The organism is Acinetobacter sp. YH16038 (assembly GCF_013417275.1).
In the GTDB taxonomy this organism is placed as follows: Bacteria; Pseudomonadota; Gammaproteobacteria; order Pseudomonadales; family Moraxellaceae; genus Acinetobacter.
Window position 1 is genome coordinate 131,868 of sequence record NZ_VPEG01000004.1, and the last position, 16,443, is coordinate 148,310.

A 16,443-nucleotide genomic window follows, 5' to 3' on the forward strand; every position below is an offset into this window, starting at 1 on the left:
ATAAATGATGATGTTGAACAAAGGTTAATGCATGTCAAATTATAAGAATGTTTTATGTGTGTCAGTATTGGCATCAGCAGTTTTGCTGAGTGCCTGCCAGCCTAAGGAAAGAGAGCCGAAAGAACCTGCTGCACCTGAAGTGGTACAGGCTCAGCCTGAAGTGCTGAAGCTGAGTGGTGATACTGAGAAGCTGAAACTGGCCTTGCCTGAATGTGAAGGAAAAAACTGTCCTGAGATTTCTATTGAGCGATTGAAAAGCAATCAGCCATTTATTGATGAATGGATAGATCAGCAGATTCTGCAGCAGCTACAGGGTATTTTGTCTATTGATGCGATCGAACCGGCGAAAGCATCAGCTGCCAGTGAAGCTGAAGCCGCTGCTTCCGAACCGCAAACTGCATTAGCCAATGTCCAAACTCCGAAACAGCAGCTTGAACAGCAGATTCAGCCGCATATGCAGACTTTCCTGAATCTGGATAAGGAACTGAAAGCACTCAGTGCCAGCCATAGTATCAGCCTGATGATCAAACCGAGAATTCTGCAGTCTGGTGATCCACTCGCGACTGTGGTCTTAAACAGTACTCATTATCTGGGTGGTGCGCATGGCGCTTCTGCTCAAACCTACTACAATTTTGATCTTGAGCAGAAAAAGCTGTTTAAGCTGGACGATATCATTCTGCCTAAACAAAAGGCTCAGCTCGAAGCCAAAGCTTATGAGGCTTTTAAAACCTGGGTGATGGAATCTAAACTGGCCAATGATGTAGCCGAATATGAACAGGCCTGGAAATTCAAACTGACGGATAATTTCTATCTGTCTAAACAGGGACTGGCGCTGCAATATGCTGAATATGAAATTGGTCCTTATGTGGTCGGTTTGCCACGTCTGGTCATTCCTTATGAACAGTTGAATGGCATTTTGAAACCTGAATATCTGCCTCAAACAGAGAACGCTGCTTCAGAAGCCCAGCCTGCAACTCCTGCCAAAGCACGCTGATGGTTTCGTTATTTGATACCCATACCCATTTTGATGTTCCCGATTTTGATCATGATCGGGAACAGCTGGCTTATGCATCCAAAGCAGCAGGGGTGGAGCATCTGGTTTTAATCGGTTTTTTACAGAGCCGGTTTAAGGATTTATTGCAGACGCATCATTTTATTAATCAGTTAGACAATGCGCCTCAAAGTCATCTGGCACCCGGCCTGCATCCATTTTATATTGAGCAGCATCAACCTGAGCATTTACAGGATCTGGAGCAGTTATTAAGCACAGAGCCTTGTATTGCCATTGGTGAAATTGGTCTGGATACTTTCGATAAACGGCATAAACAGCCGGAACTTTTTCAGAAACAGAAAGATTTTTTTGCTGCACAGCTGGAACTGGCGCAGCAGTTTGATAAACCTGTGTTACTGCATATCCGCAAATCCCATGCCGATGTTTTACAGATTCTAAAACAGCATCAGTTTAAACAAGGTGGTATTGCCCATGCTTTTGGTGGCGGGATTGAAGAAGCCAAAGCCTTTATTAAACTGGGCTTTAAGCTTGGGATAACAGGGCAAATCACCAATCCGAATGCCAAAAAACTGCACCAAGTCGTACAGCAGGTAGGACCGGAACATCTGGTGCTTGAAACCGACTGTCCGGACATGACGCCCTTATGTTGCCAGCATTCTACTGAGCAGCGAACTCGCAATACGCCTGCCAATCTGCCTTATGTCCTGCAAGGCCTGGCCAAGAGTCTGCACATGGATCAAGATGAACTGGCACAGCAGCTCTGGAAAAATACCCATCAGGCTTTACATCTAGCGATCTAAGATAAAACCCTACATCGGTCGGAAAGCGTATTTCAATGTATGATCCAGTGAAAAAAGGTGCATTATGCAATTTCTAAAATGCTTGAGACTTGGCATCATGCATATAAATTATTTTGAGTGAGATTCACATGGCACAAGGACTATTGGCGGGTAAGCGCTTCTTGATCGCAGGTATTGCAAGTAAATTATCAATTGCTTTTGGTATTGCTCAGGCATTACATCGTGAAGGTGCAGAACTCGCTTTTACTTATCCAAATGAAAAGCTGAAAAAACGTGTAGATGATTTTGCTGCACAATTCGGTTCGGAATTGGTTTTTCCTTGTGATGTGGCTGTAGATGCAGAAATTGACAATGCATTTGCAGAACTGGCAAAACACTGGGATGGTCTGGATGGTGTCGTACATTCAATCGGTTTCGCACCAGCACATACTTTAGATGGTGATTTTACTGATGTGACGGATCGCGAAGGCTTTAAGATTGCCCATGACATCAGTGCTTACAGCTTTATCGCGATGGCACGCGCTGCGAAGCCATTACTGACTGCACGCCAAGGCTGCCTGTTAACCCTGACTTATCAAGGTTCTGAGCGTGTGATGCCAAACTACAACGTGATGGGTCTGGCGAAGGCCTCTTTAGAGGCAGGTGTACGTTATCTGGCATCTAGCCTGGGTGCAGAAGGTATTCGTGTCAATGCGATCTCAGCAGGTCCAATCCGTACATTAGCAGCATCTGGCATTAAATCATTCCGTAAAATGCTGGATCTGAATGAAAAAGTGGCTCCACTAAAACGCAATGTGACCATTGAAGATGTCGGTAATGCAGCATTGTTCCTGTGCTCACCATGGGCGAACGGGATTACTGGTGAAATCATGTATGTCGATGCTGGTTATAATACAGTGGGCATGAGTGCTGAACTGATGCTGGATGCAGAATAAGTCTCTTTAAGAGATTAATTCTCAGCAGAGAAAAACCCTCAAGTTTTTGAGGGTTTTTTATTTTTAACTCTAATTGTTAATGATGTAAGTCTGATGACAAGGGATACAAGAATTTGGATCAAAATAATTTATCTTTCAGGACTTTCCCACTAAGATGTTTAACATAAAAACAATACAGGACAATTAAGGATGTTTAAAAATTTTTTAATCAGCATGATTTTTGTGATGGGAACTGTGGGGATCACCACGTCGGGCATGGCAGCAGACAATCACTATCATGACAATATGCATGAACTTGACCATCATTTAAAAAATTTCAAATCTGCCAAGGATAGCAAAGAGGCGCGGGCAGCATTGCAAGGCATGCAAAAATCTGTGGAAGTCTGCCAGAAAAATTTACCATCAGGTCTACAAAAGCTAAAATTCAAAGATGCAAAAGTTACGGCTTATCAGGGATTGTTAACTGACTTATTGAAAGAGATTAAACAAGCTGAGCAACTTGTTGCAGCCAATCAGCTAGCCAAAGCCCAAACCCTCACAGTGAAAATGGATCAGATTAAAAAGCAGGGGCATCAAGCCTTTAAATAAGCCATAAAAAAGACCGCAATTACGGTCTTTTTTAACTTCAAGATCAAGTGATTAAGCTTGACCTTCAACAGCAGCAGCTTGCGCACGTTGCATGTTCGCTTCAAATTCAGCATCGAAGTTGATTGGAGTAAGCAGCAATTGCGGGAAGCTACCTTTAGTGACCATATCATTTACCGCTTCACGAAGGAACGGGAACAGAATGTTCGGGCAGTAAGCACCAAGAATGTATGGCAGACGCTCTTCTTCCACGCCATCAATCAGGAAAATCCCTGCTTGAGTCACGTCAACGATAAACGCTGTATCACCTTCATTGGTTGCTTGAACCACAACTTTTAAAGCCACTTCAAAATGAGTCGGATCAATTTTTTCTGCAGAAGAAGAAAGGTTGATGTTTAACTCAGGTTGCCATTGCTTGGTAAAAACTTGTGCCCCAGGAACTTCAAAAGAAATATCTTTAGTGTAAATACGCTCTAATGCCAATTGTGGTTGAGCTTGTTGTTCTTCACTCATTCTTTAATCCTTGATATGAGGTAGGTTTTAGTAGATTAAGCCAGTAATTCGTCTAGTTTGCCTTCACGCTCTAGGGCATAAAGTTGATCAAAACCGCCGATGAATTGTTCATTAATAAAAATCTGTGGCACGGTACGATGATTGGTGCGTTGCATCAATTCAAGACGTACTTCAGGGGCTTCATTCGATAAATTAATTTCTTTGAATGCAACACCTTTGCGCTCAAGGAGCTGTTTTGCACGGATACAATACGGACATACTGTCGTCGAATAGATAGTAACTTCAGCCATGATCAATCTCCTGTTCGCAGATTATTTGCTTTTCACCAAAGGTAAACCTTGAGCTTTCCAGTTTGTAATGCCGCCATCCAGACGGTAGGCATCTGCATGACCTACCTGTTGAAGTGCAGAACCTGCAACTTGCCCAAGATTACAAATGAACACCAACGGGCGATCAGATGCTTTTAACTCATCAACGTGTTTTGTAATTTGGCTATATGGAATGTTACGGCTACCACTGATGTGACCTTCACGGAAGTCTTTGGCATCACGTAAATCAATCAGCATGGCATTTTTTGCTTTAACTAAAATTCCCAGCGATTGCGGAGAGATTTTGCGACCATTACGTTGACCTTCGATGATGAAGAAGACAACCACGAGTACCGCGAGTGTTCCAAACAAGAAGGGGTGATTCCCCATAAACTCGAACCAACGTTCCACAATTCACCTAATTACAATTTTAAAATTGCCAAGAGTATAGCTCATAAATATGGTGATCAAAATCACCGCTTCAAGGGCTAAGCCTTAAGAAAATTAATTTTTTTGCTGCGCTTCGTTAATTTCGTCAGTTAAACGTAAATAGCTGTCCAGTCGGCGCGGCAAAATTTCCCCTGTTGATGCTGCCTGACGTAAGGCACACTGTTTTTCATGTTTATGTGTGCAGTTACGGAACTGGCAGTGACCGAGCAGATTTTCAATTTCCGGAAAACCACTTTGAACTTTGTCCAAGGTCAGATGCCAGAGACCAAATTCACGGATTCCCGGTGAGTCGATGAGAGCAGCGCCATTGCCAAAGGAAATCAGACGTGTGGAGGTCGTCGTATGCTGACCCAGTGCCGAGTTTTCAGAAATGACATTGGTTTTCTGTGCAGCATCCGGAACGATCGCATTAATCAGCGTACTTTTACCCACACCAGACTGACCGACAAACGCTACAGTTTCCTCATTCAGACGAGCGGACAGTTCTGTCAGATCGCCATCGGACTGGGTTTGCATGACTTCATAACCCAAATCTTTATATTCTTTAAGCAAATCCAGAATCGGATCATTTTCCTTGAGCAAATCTGATTTATTGAGCACTAAAAGTGCTGGAATCTCTGCATCTGCACAAGCCACCAGATAACGGTCAATCAAACCTGGTGCTGGTTCAGGCAATGGCGCGAACACAATCACAATCAGGGAAATATTGGCGGCAACCGGTTTAACCTTGTGGTAACGGTCAGGACGGGTCAGCAAAGAAGTGCGCGGATGAATCGCTGTAATAATGCCGAGTCCGGTATTGGGATCAGCCTGCCATTTGACCCGGTCACCTGTTACCAGCAATTCCAGGTTAGTTCGGGTATGGCAGCGCCAGACACTCCCTAGTTCAATCGGCTTCCAGAATGGCTCAGGTTCACCTTCAGCCACGACCGGTTTTTCAGGATGCTGTTCAGGTACAGACAAGGCCTGGACTTCAAGCTGGCGGCCATAATGCTGCACGACCAGTCCTTCCAGGTCTTGAGAGGTATCGATCTCTTCCTGACGCGTTTTGTGCTGTTTTTGAATACGACGTTGTTGTTGTTCAGTTAAACGACGTTTACGTATTAAAGCCATTCAAATCCTAAAAAACCATGGGAGCGAGATGGCAAAAATAGCATGAAGCGGGGTGTCAGTTACAGCATCGACGTAATAAATTTGCTACTATAAATGTTTTATAGCCTAATAAGATTGCACATTTATGAGCAGCACCCCGGATAGCCGCCTGATTTGGATTGACCTGGAAATGACAGGTCTAGATACAGACAATGACCAGATTATTGAAGTTGCCACGATTGTAACGGACGATAACCTAAATATTCTTGCCGAAGGGCCCGTGCTAGCTGTGCATCAATCTGACCGTATCCTGAATGCGATGGACGAGTGGAATACTCGCCAGCATGGTCAGTCTGGCCTGATTGAGCGTGTACGCCGCAGTAAATTGACTGCTCAGGATGCAGAACGTGAAACGATTGAATTCCTGAAAAAATGGGTCAATCCAAAAGTATCGCCGATGTGTGGTAACTCGATCTGTCAGGACCGTCGCTTTCTGCACCGTTTAATGCCTGAACTGGAACAGTATTTCCATTACCGTAATCTAGACGTATCTTCAGTAAAAGAGCTGGCAAAACGCTGGCGCCCTGAAATCATGAGTGGTCTGAAGAAAAATGCTTCGCATCTAGCGATGGATGATATCCGTGATTCGATTGCTGAACTGAAATATTATCGTGAATATTTCTTCATTATGAATAAATAATCCGAGCAAATAAAAAAGAGGCGAAAGCTTCTTTTTTATTGCTTGGCAGAAAGTTTCTTGTGATAAAAGTTTTCACTGCTTTCAAACAGTACCCAGGTCAGAAGCACCAGAGCAAGATGGGTCTGGGTTTCATATTGATCCAAGATAATCAAAGCAAATAATCCTAAAGTCAGGATACGGATCATGATACTGAGATAATAATTTTTCTGCTTTTTAAAGGTTAAACCGTAAAGATAGAGCAGGAACAGCAAAACCAGCAGGGCAAAAAGGGCGTTAAATAGCATGCTGATCTGGCTCCCTTTAGGACAATAATAATTGAAATATTTTGAAGATTATTATGATGGTAATTTGATCAATTTTACGTGTTTTAGCGATGGCACAAGAATGCTTTTTTAACTGATTTTGTATCTGGATTTTAATGGCAGTAAAGTGTCCATGATTTTGCTAAAATGCTCTGGTGTTTTTCTTGCTATTGATGACCTATGACTGATCTGCTTCAAGATGATGAGTATGACCGCCGTTTTGCGGGTGTAGCCAAAATTTATGGTGACGATAGCTTTCATCATTATGAAAACAGTCACGTGATGGTGATCGGAATTGGCGGTGTTGGTTCATGGGCAGTCGAAGCATTGGCACGTACCGGGATTGGTGAGCTCACACTGGTCGATATGGATGTGGTCGCAGCATCGAATATTAACCGTCAGTTACCAGCTATGACGGCGACACTAGGATGTGAAAAAATCGAAATCATGGCAGAACGCTGCCGTTCGATTAATCCACGCATCAAGATCAATCTGATTGACGATTATCTGACGCCAGAAAATGTGAAAGAAATTCTGTCAGGAAATCCTGACATCATTCTGGACTGTATCGATGACGTCAAAGCGAAATTTGCCTTGATGCTGCATTGCCGTTTTAACAAGGTTCCATTGATTGTATCCGGTGGAGCAGGCGGTAAACTGGATCCCTTAAAAATCCGGGTAGCCGATTTATCCAGAACCGAACAGGATCCAATGCTGGCAAAATTACGTGCGCAATTACGTGCTAAAGGCATCTGTAAAAAGCCAAAAGAAAAATTTGGCATCACTTGTGTCTACTCTATCGATAATCCATTCTCGAGTGCAGATGTTTGTGCAAGCGCAGGCTTACGCTGTGGTGGTTATGGGTCTGCAGTGGTAGTGACATCTAGCTTCGCCATGGTTGCGGTATCGGAAGTATTGAAAAAGCTCGATAGTAAAAGACTGAAAGCCTGATTGAGTCAAAAAAAAGCACACGATCTGTGCTTTTTTTTATGCTAAGTTTAAAATGAATTTTTATACATATAACAAAAACAATCTTTTGGTTTTGGAGCAGCTATGTGGTTTCTGCTAGTGCTGGTTTTGGGGATTGGGGCTTTAGCAATCTGGATGTGGAAACGTCCTGATCCGGTGAAACGTGATCAGGCCAAAGCCGTGCATCATGATCTATGGATTGAGCAGATTGATGCTCAATTGAAATATGCAACCCGTCTAAGTACGGATCCGCATCACCCGGACTATGAACGTGCCTATCAGATTTATCAGGGGCTAGCCCAACAGCAGGAATTGCCGCAGGCTTATGTGGGCATGGCCCTAATGCACTTAAACGGACAGGGCTGTGAGCAGAGCACAGAAAAAGCGATTAGTTTTCTTGAAAAAGCTTATAGTTTAGGTGGTGAGGATGCGGCCTATCATTTAGGCCAGATCTATGATGGTCATCAATACCAATTAAATGATCCTGAAAAAGCCTTGTACTGGTATCGGCATGCGGTCGCGCGTGGTCATCTGGATGCGCAGTATCGCATCACTGAGCTGGCTGAATCTGACCATGACACTGCAGAACAGCAACGTCTGCAACTGTTAATCCAAAATGCCGAGCAGGGACATGCCAATTCACAGTATCAGTTAGCCCAATATTATTTGGCGGATGGTGCAGCGCAAGATTTAAGTCTGGGTATTCACTATCTGTTTCTGGCAGCACAGCAGGACCACTTGGCGGCCAATCAGGATATTGCCGAAGCCTATGCAAATGGCAAAATCTTGCCCAAAGATCAACAGCAGGCTTTGAGTTTCATTAAACGCTGTATTCATCTCGGTGATCAGAGTGGTTTATATGATTACTATGCCGGCGTGTTACTCGGTACTATTGATCCTGATCAACGTCAACGGGTGTTTCAGCATCTATTACAGCAGTCCAAAGAACATAAAGATGCACAGGCCAAAACCCTGATCGGTCTGGCTTATTTTCATGGCTGGTATGTACAAAAAAATGAAACCATGGCATTTCGCTACTGGTCTGAAGCAGCACAAACCCGGCATCCACAGGCCTTGAGTCTGATTGCCGCACTATATTTTGAATCCTATCTGGTCGCACATGAACTGGAGAAAGCGTTTGAACTCTATCAACATGCATTGCAAAGCGATCCTGATCATGGTTTTAGCCAGATGGGCGTGGCGCTCTGCTATTTAAACGGAGTAGGGGTAGCCAAGGATACGACTAAAGCTACCCAAATGATTCAGGCAATCGCACAGCAAGAGCAACTTGCAGCACAGTCTGAAGCTGATCTGATTTATATAGTGGGACGTTTTTATGGCTTGCCTGAATATCCGCTGCCGACCCGAGAAAAGGCAATTCAATATTTGAATCAGGCGGTGGCGAAAGGATCAAGTAAGGCTGCCTGGTATCTGTATCAAGCATATTCTGGTTTTTATCCAGTCTTTGAAGTGAATGAGGAACAGGCCAAACGTTATCTGCATCAGGCAGCTCAATTGGGCAATGCACAAGCCCAGACCGAATTAGGCTTAATGTATTTAAAGGGCAAAAAGGTGGAGCAGGATACGGCTTTAGGACTGAAATATCTGGAACAGGCTGCGAGCCAGCATAATGGTCTCGCACTAAATGCTTTAGGTGAGGCTTTGGAACAAGGAATTGGCATTGAAGCCAATTTGGATCAGGCAATCCAGTGCTATCGTAAAGCGGCTGCGCAGGTGAATGCTGATGCTTATAGTCATCTGGGGCGCTTATATACCAAAGGCATTGGTGTAGAACGTGATATTGCAATTGCCCGTCAATGGCTAGAAAAAGGCAGTCTGTTAGGACATGAGCCTTCTATTGAACAGCTCAACAATGTAAATGCTTATCTGCATATGTAAACTTCAATAAAAAAACCGCTGACTAACAGCGGTCTTTTTTGAGTCAAATATATTGCTTAAGGTAGTTGTTTGATCGGGCTACCACCCAAAGCTTGCATCAGGGTCACATAAGCATTGTATTGGCTTTGTCGGGTTTGCACCAAAGACAGACGGGCATTCCGCGTAGTTTCCTGTGCATCCAGCAGATTTTTCAATGCTACTGCACCATTACGATAACGCACTTCGGTCAAACGTTCAGTACGTTCAGCCAGTTCAACGTTACGCTGTTGTAACGCAACCTGTTTGGTGAGTTCAGTACGATTAGACAAGGCATTCTCTACATCGGCAAAAGCTTCATACATGGTCTGACGATACTGGATAATCGCTTTTTCATATTCCAGTTCATTCACCTGCAAATCACGCTTCATGTCATTCCATTGCAGGAATGGCAGGCTGAGTCCAGCACCTAAGGTCGCCACCGGATTTTTAAGTGTATCTGACAATGATGAACTGGTGCCCACGCCGGTACTTAGGCTGCCAGTCAGGCTGATCGAAGGATAATAACTGGCTTTATTGGCATCCTTGTTGGCCAAGGCTTTACGCAAACGTAATTCAGTAGCTCTCAAGTCAGGACGGCGGGAGAGAAGGCTAGCAGGCAAGCCAGCTTCAATCGACGGTAAAGCAATATTCGGTAAACGTTTCGGTTCCTGAATCGAAAGCTGTTGCACAGGCATATTCATGAGTACTGCCAGCGCCGTACGTGTTTCCACACGTTGCTGCTCAATCTGACTTAAGGTCGCTTGCTGGCTTTGGATCGCCTGTTCAGCCTGAGTTAAATCCAAACCAGACACAGCACCGGCACGATACTGGACATTGACCAGATCATAGGTACGCTGTGCAGTCGCTAGGTTTTGTTGAACCACGCTATAACGTTCATTTAGATAACCCAGCTGCCAGTACAGTTGAGCAGTCGTACCAATCAGACTTTGTGCAGTCGCTTGCAAGTCTTCTTCAGATGCCAGGGTTTCCCAGCGTGCTGCTTCAGTCTGATTGGCCAGTTTACCGAACAGATCCAGTTCATAGCTTAAGCCAGGGAAATTAACCCCAAAGCCGGATGAACTGCTGCCATCTTCCAGATCAAAGCTTCTACGCGTGGTTAACCCCGCATCACTGATACGTACACCTTGCTGGCTTTGTGTTTGTCTGGCCTGAATACGGGCTTGCTGTAAATTGATCCCGGCAACGGCCAGATCACTATTGGCTGCCAGTACGTCATTCACCAGATTATTCAATTGCGGATCTTTAAATAGAGTCCACCATTGATCTGCCAGAATATCAGCATGGATTTGCTGGCTTACAGCTTTACTGTTTTGAAAGTTGTTAGGCACCTGTACAGCAGGCTGTTCATACGGCGTTTTCACCACGGCCGCACAGCCAACCAATGAACTCCCTAGAATCAGGGCACTGGCAAGTTTGGTAAGAGTATGCATATCAGATTCCTTATTCTCGAGAAAGTGCATCGACCGGATTCAAACGGGCTGCATTACGTGCCGGGATAAAGCCGAACACAATACCGATCAGGCTTGAGCAGACAAAGGCCGCGACAATCGATGTGGTCGAGTATGCCATCTGGAAGGTTCCTCCAGCAAAATGGGTAATCAGCTGACCGATACCGAGTGACAGCAATACGCCTAAAATACCGCCCAGAATACAAACCAGAACAGCTTCAATCAGGAACTGCTGCAGAATGTCACTTTGGCGCGCACCGACCGCCATCCGTACCCCGATTTCCTGAGTACGTTCAGTCACGGAAACCAGCATAATATTCATTACGCCGATACCACCGACGACCAGAGAAATCACCGCAATCGCAGAGATCAGCAAGGTCATGGTTTGAGTCGTTTGCTGAATCGTTTCACGGATACTGTCTGCATTTTGCGTAAACACATCCTGCGCACCGTGACGTTGGACCAGTAAAATCAAAATGGCATTTTCCGCGGCTGCGCTTGGATATTCATCCTTAATGCGGACAATGATCTGACGCACATTCGGTTGACCCAGCATACGGCTCATGACCGTAGAGTAGGGCAGATAGACATTCAGGCTATCATTATTTCCCATCATGCCTTTTTGCGCATCAATGACGCCAATCACCCGGCTCGGTACACTGCCTAAGAGCAGTACCTGACCGACAGGATTGGTGCCATCCGCAAAGAAAGTATTTTGGGTGTTGGTATCAATCACCACATCCTGCGCCTGTTCAGTGATACTTTCCTTATCAAATGGCTGACCTGATTTAAAGGTCATACCTTTAACATAGAAGAAGTCTTCACTAACGCCGTTGACAGTGGTCGATGCTTCGATCTCTTTGAAGCGTCCAGTGACACTGCTGTTGACCGATGGGCTGACTCCATCCACATAAGGCTGTTCTGCCAGTGCATCTGCATCAGCGGGAATCAGGGTCTTGGATTGGGAGGATCGTGAATTATCACCGAAGCCCCGGCCCTGGAACACGGTAATGGTATTGGTCCCGAGACTGCTGATATTCTCCAGAATCTGCTTTTGTGAACCGTTACCGAGCGCAACGACCGAGACCACCGACGCGATCCCGATAATGATGCCGAGCATGGTCAGGAAGGTCCGCATCCGGTGTGCATTCATGGCCAATAAAGCCATACGGAAAGCTTCACCGAGACGGTCTACCGCGGAACGCCAGCTCGAGATTTTCTTCTGTTCATTTCGAACCAGATTTTCTTTCTCGAAACCATCATCAACTTCAGGCACATTCGGTTTATCTGAAATAATATTCCCGTCTGAAATCTCGATAATACGCGTCGCATTTTTTGCCACGTTATGATCATGTGTGACCAGAATAATGGTATGACCTTTGGCATTCAGCTCACGCAGAATCCGCATCACTTCAATACCGCTATTCTTGTCGAGTGCACCGGTTGGTTCGTCGGCAAGAATCACGTCACCGCCATTCATCAGGGCACGGGCAATCGAAACACGCTGCTGCTGACCACCAGACAATTGACTCGGACGGTTCTGGGTTTTTTCACCCAAGCCCAAATCAGTCAGTAATTTGACAGCACGTTCGTGACGGGTATCTGAATCTGCACCGGCATAAATTGCAGGAACTTCGACGTTACCTGCCGCACTTAAATCACTGAGCAGATGATAACGCTGGAAAATAAAGCCGAAATATTCACGACGTAACTGCGCTAGTTCATCAGCTTCAAGTTCGCGGGTTTCACGGCCTTTAACTTTATAGCTGCCCTTGGTCGGCTTATCCAGACAGCCCAGAATATTCATCAGGGTGGATTTACCCGAACCGGACTGACCGACAATGGCGACCAGTTCGCCCGGATAAATCTCCAGATTGACCCCTTTTAAAATCTGGACCGTGCTTTCACCCGCAGGGAATTCACGAACCAGATTCTTGACCTCGAGTAGAGGTTGCTGTTGTTGATTCATGCTTACATTCTCATTGGGCCGGCGCCACCAGGACCACGGCCACTGCCGCCACGTTTAGCACCGTCATTAGAAGTATCAGAGCCATCTGCAATCACAACCTGATCACCACGTTTCAAGCCTTTGATCACTTGTGCGGTTACACGGTTATTCAGACCAATCAGGACAGGGGTTGGTTTTGCTGTTCCGTCTGCCTGCAATACACGAACCATGGCACGCTGAGCTTTGCCTTGTTCAATCAGGGCACGTTCAGCATCAGAAAGTTCTAAGCGAGGAGGACGGTCACCTTCCAGACGTTTACTATCGCCACGGGCTTGATCCTGACCTTCGCCACGTGCAGATGGGTCACCGGCGCCGCGAGAGCCTTCACCACGATTCGGACGTTGTGGACGGTTTGAACCTTGAATGGCAGCCGCTGGAACAGTCAGTACATTACGTGCTTCATCAAGAACAATATAGACTTGCGCCGTCATATCAATACGCAGCTTGCCATCTTCATTCGGTACATCAAACAGGGCGTTGTAATACACTGCAGAGCCTGAAGTTGAGCTTGAAGTATTGGTTTCGGTATTAATTGAATTTGGTGCAGGTTCAACCTGACGAAGTTTGGCGTAAATTTTCTTATCAGTATTACCCAAAGTAGTGAAGTACACTGTTTGGCCTTCCTGAACTTTCATGACATCGGCTTCGGAAATCTCAGCCTTAATCGTCATGGTATCCAGTTGTGCCAGTTTCACAATCGTTGGTGCGCTTTGATTGGCGTTTACAGTCTGACCTTCTTCAGTCACGATCGCTACGATAGTTCCATCCATGGGTGCCACGATTTGGGTATAACCGAGATCTTCTTTCGCGGTTGCCAAGGTTAAACGTGACTGCTCAATCTGTGCATTAATCGCAGTGATATCTGCCTGAGCGGTTTTGTAGCTGGCTAATGCAGATTCCAGTTCTGAACGCGAGGTTGCATCTTGGGCATACATGGCTTGCTGACGCTTATACTCGGCTTCCACCTTGGCAAGGTTGGCCTGTTTCACGGCAAGCTGTGCCATCTGGTTTTTAATGCTGGCTTCAGCAGTCTTTAAATCATTTTCCTGACGAACAGAGTCAATTCGGGCAATCAGTTGGCCTTGTTTGACCTGATCGCCGAGTTGCACATACATTTTTTTAACCTGACCCGAAACCTGAGCACCGACACTGACCATTTTGGTGGCTTCAAGTACACCAGTTGCTAGTACCGAATTTTCAATATCCCCTTGGGTCACTTCAGCTGTAATGTATTGTGGCTGCTGCTCTTTTGGTTTCAGAAAATACCAGGCAGTGACTGCCACCAGGATGGTAATTACAATCGCCATAATGAGTTTCGTAGGTTTTATTTTTGGCATATGGATTCAGATTCGGGTCGTAGGATAACAGTTGATTATAAAAGCGAAATTAGGATAAAACGTGAATTTTTTTTATTTAAAATGAGAACTATTTTCCACTGCCTGGTCTAAAAAAGCATATAAGATAAAACCTGATTTTATATAAGGGATTCATTGAACTGCTCCTATTAGAGTTATCTTTTTTAGGTGAAATTTTATACGATTTAGCTATCCAAAAAATATTGATCATATGATGAATCAATTAAAACTTCATGGGAGTATAAAGTACTTCTCAGATAGACTGCATGCAAAAAGCTGGCCACTAAATTGCTGATAAAAATACGCCATAGTGCTGCTCAATATCATGGAAGTTTTTAATGATATTTGTTGTAAAAATAATTCTGCGCTAAAGCCAACCTCTTTTATTTTTTAATCTAATTTTTCGAATGATATGTTCTATTAAAATTTAAAAAATCTATGTTTTACATATAGATTTAAGCAAATAAAGTTTGTAATATTTAATTCCATAAAAAAAATATGGGTTTATTTATTAAGAGAATATGCTCATTTAATGAGCGGAAAAATAATACGACTTTACTAAGAAAATTGATGAGGTTCATAGATGGAATGGAATGAAAGTTACAATATTGGAATTGAGGTGATTGATCATCAACATCGCCAGATTCTGGACTATATAAATGCCTTAGAGCAGGTCAAAAGTACCGGAGATCGCGATAAAATCCGGGAGGTTTTAGACGATTTAATTGACTATACCCAGTCACATTTCAGCTTTGAAGAAAACCTGCTGGAACAGGTGAGTTATCAATATTTGCCTTCACATCGCGGCATACATGAATTATTTGTCAAAAAATTAAATGATTATCGTCTGAAGTTTGAGCAAGGTCAGTCCATTGAAAAAGATTTATATCGTCTTCTGTCCAAATGGCTCATCAACCATATTCAGCACGATGATCAGGATTATGTAGAAGCAGTACGGGACAATATGCTGAGCTACCTGCGAACGCAGGAGAAGAAAAAAGGCAAAGGCTGGTTTGCGCGTTTCTTTAGTTAGGCACTCGGAGATGCAAACAAGCTTTGACCGCACATTTCAGCAATGGCCTGCAAGATCAGATGTTCAGGGTTCTCTCTGGACATCCCTTTGATTGCAGCATCGATCCGGATCAAAAGCTGAGGCCAGCTTAAAAAGCGCTGTGGACTTAAACGACGCAAGGCTTGCTGATATAAGCTCACTTTAGTCTTCCAGATACCGATTTGTAAGGCATTTTGTGGCTGTTCAAATAATTGCATCAATAGACGCATTTCTTTGCTGATACTCCACAAAATCAGGCTCATCGGTTCACCTGAGGCAATCAGATACTGAAAGATCTTAATTGATTGTGCCAAATTCCCATTGAGCAAGGCATCACTCAGATCATAGGTGCTGTAACGAGACTGATCCTGCAAGCAGGCATATAGATGGTCAATCTGGATAATATCTACTTCAGCAAAGGTATCTGCGACGCGCATCAGGCTATTTTTGGCTGCCAGCAAATTGTGCTCATGATGCTGCTCTAGCCATTGCCAGGCGTCATTGGCCAGCTTAATTCCCAGTTTTTCCGCTTCAATTCCGAGGATCTGTTGACGATCTTTTGGGTAGTTGGCCACTAGCGATACATTTACGCCATTGGCATCAATGGTCTGGAAAAAGCTGGATTTCAGGCTGCTGGCATCCTGCTTCGGCATGACCACCAAGAGCAGATTATCACTGTCCTGTTGGAGATAGCTTTTTAATAGTTTGAGACCGCTGGCATCCGGTTTGATATTGCCATGCACTTCAATTGCCAGTTGGCTAGAAAATAATGACAGGCTGTTTAAAGCATTAAAGACATTTTTCCAGTCAGAGGCAGAGCTAATATCATAACGCTGGCGTTCAACTTCACGGTTTTGCCAGCTGCTACGGAAAGCATCTACCAGATTCTGTTCCAGTAAAGGCTCCTGACCATGCAACACCCAGGCACCGCGAGCTTCATTGACACGTTTTAATGCCTGGAGGTAGTCAAGTTTCAT

General features: G+C 44.5%; 17 protein-coding genes. 8 read left to right on the plus strand and 9 right to left on the minus strand.

Annotated elements, in window-relative coordinates:
* The first annotated feature begins 31 nt into the window (after positions 1-31).
* The 4 genes from FTV34_RS02065 (at position 32) to FTV34_RS02080 (ending at position 3,335) form a co-directional block, all read left to right on the plus strand.
* The gene (locus FTV34_RS02065; protein ID WP_180068654.1) at positions 32-994 is read left to right on the plus strand and encodes an RsiV family protein; all 963 of its coding nucleotides are present in this window, start codon (positions 32-34) and stop codon (positions 992-994) included.
* Positions 991-1,812, plus strand: a complete 822-nt coding sequence (locus tag FTV34_RS02070; RefSeq protein WP_171505610.1) for a TatD family hydrolase — start codon at positions 991-993, stop codon at positions 1,810-1,812. Before FTV34_RS02065 ends, FTV34_RS02070 begins: the two co-directional genes overlap by 4 nt.
* A 128-nt stretch (positions 1,813-1,940) precedes the next feature.
* Positions 1,941-2,747, plus strand: coding sequence for an enoyl-ACP reductase (locus tag FTV34_RS02075; RefSeq protein ID WP_180068656.1), 807 nt, complete (start codon positions 1,941-1,943; stop codon positions 2,745-2,747).
* A 189-nt stretch (positions 2,748-2,936) separates the two neighbouring features.
* Entirely contained in the window at positions 2,937-3,335 is a 399-nt protein-coding gene (locus tag FTV34_RS02080) for a cytochrome b562 (protein ID WP_180002373.1), read from the plus strand.
* A gap of 51 nt (positions 3,336-3,386) precedes the next feature.
* Here FTV34_RS02080 and secB read toward each other — a convergent pair whose 3' ends face one another.
* The 4 genes from secB to rsgA form a co-directional block, all read right to left on the minus strand.
* Positions 3,387-3,845, minus strand: a complete 459-nt coding sequence (gene secB, locus FTV34_RS02085; protein WP_004782070.1) for a protein-export chaperone SecB — start codon at positions 3,843-3,845, stop codon at positions 3,387-3,389.
* A 35-nt stretch (positions 3,846-3,880) separates the two neighbouring features.
* Entirely contained in the window at positions 3,881-4,138 is a 258-nt protein-coding gene (gene grxC / locus FTV34_RS02090) for a glutaredoxin 3 (RefSeq protein ID WP_171064789.1), read from the minus strand.
* Between the two features lie 18 nt (positions 4,139-4,156).
* Complete coding sequence (locus tag FTV34_RS02095) at positions 4,157-4,564, minus strand: rhodanese-like domain-containing protein (RefSeq protein WP_005232169.1); 408 nt, start codon at positions 4,562-4,564, stop codon at positions 4,157-4,159.
* Positions 4,565-4,657: 93 nt separating this feature from the next.
* Positions 4,658-5,716 (minus strand): ribosome small subunit-dependent GTPase A, encoded by a 1,059-nt coding sequence (gene rsgA, locus FTV34_RS02100; RefSeq protein WP_180002372.1) that lies wholly within the window; start codon positions 5,714-5,716, stop codon positions 4,658-4,660.
* A 124-nt stretch (positions 5,717-5,840) separates the two neighbouring features.
* Here rsgA and orn point away from each other — a divergent pair, with 124 nt between their 5' ends.
* Complete coding sequence (orn, locus tag FTV34_RS02105) at positions 5,841-6,395, plus strand: oligoribonuclease (protein ID WP_004782074.1); 555 nt, start codon at positions 5,841-5,843, stop codon at positions 6,393-6,395.
* Positions 6,396-6,430: 35 nt separating this feature from the next.
* Here the strand turns inward: orn and FTV34_RS02110 are convergent, their stop codons facing one another.
* Positions 6,431-6,679, minus strand: a complete 249-nt coding sequence (locus FTV34_RS02110) for a hypothetical protein (protein ID WP_004782075.1) — start codon at positions 6,677-6,679, stop codon at positions 6,431-6,433.
* Positions 6,680-6,877: 198 nt separating this feature from the next.
* On the opposite strand from FTV34_RS02110, the gene FTV34_RS02115 reads away from it, so the two are divergent.
* Together FTV34_RS02115 and FTV34_RS02120 are read left to right on the plus strand one after the other, a co-directional pair.
* Positions 6,878-7,648, plus strand: a complete 771-nt coding sequence (locus FTV34_RS02115) for a ThiF family adenylyltransferase (protein ID WP_004782076.1) — start codon at positions 6,878-6,880, stop codon at positions 7,646-7,648.
* 102 nt (positions 7,649-7,750) lie between these two features.
* Positions 7,751-9,565 (plus strand): tetratricopeptide repeat protein, encoded by a 1,815-nt coding sequence (locus tag FTV34_RS02120; protein ID WP_180068658.1) that lies wholly within the window; start codon positions 7,751-7,753, stop codon positions 9,563-9,565.
* A 56-nt stretch (positions 9,566-9,621) separates the two neighbouring features.
* Here the strand turns inward: FTV34_RS02120 and FTV34_RS02125 are convergent, their stop codons facing one another.
* From FTV34_RS02125 to FTV34_RS02135, 3 genes are read right to left on the minus strand one after another with little or no spacing between them, the layout of a single operon-like run.
* Entirely contained in the window at positions 9,622-11,034 is a 1,413-nt protein-coding gene (locus FTV34_RS02125) for an efflux transporter outer membrane subunit (protein ID WP_180068659.1), read from the minus strand.
* 10 nt (positions 11,035-11,044) lie between these two features.
* On the minus strand, positions 11,045-13,021 hold the full coding sequence (locus FTV34_RS02130; RefSeq protein WP_180068661.1) for a MacB family efflux pump subunit: 1,977 nt from the start codon (positions 13,019-13,021) through the stop codon (positions 11,045-11,047).
* Between the two features lie 2 nt (positions 13,022-13,023).
* Positions 13,024-14,397: a MacA family efflux pump subunit gene (locus FTV34_RS02135; protein ID WP_180068663.1), complete on the minus strand. Its 1,374-nt coding sequence runs from the start codon at positions 14,395-14,397 to the stop codon at positions 13,024-13,026.
* A gap of 601 nt (positions 14,398-14,998) precedes the next feature.
* Between FTV34_RS02135 and FTV34_RS02140 the strand changes: the two genes are divergently transcribed.
* On the plus strand, positions 14,999-15,448 hold the full coding sequence (locus FTV34_RS02140) for a bacteriohemerythrin (RefSeq protein WP_166136355.1): 450 nt from the start codon (positions 14,999-15,001) through the stop codon (positions 15,446-15,448).
* Here the strand turns inward: FTV34_RS02140 and holA are convergent.
* Entirely contained in the window at positions 15,445-16,443 is a 999-nt protein-coding gene (holA, locus tag FTV34_RS02145; protein ID WP_180068665.1) for a DNA polymerase III subunit delta, read from the minus strand. The two genes, FTV34_RS02140 and holA, sit on opposite strands and share 4 nt — an antisense overlap.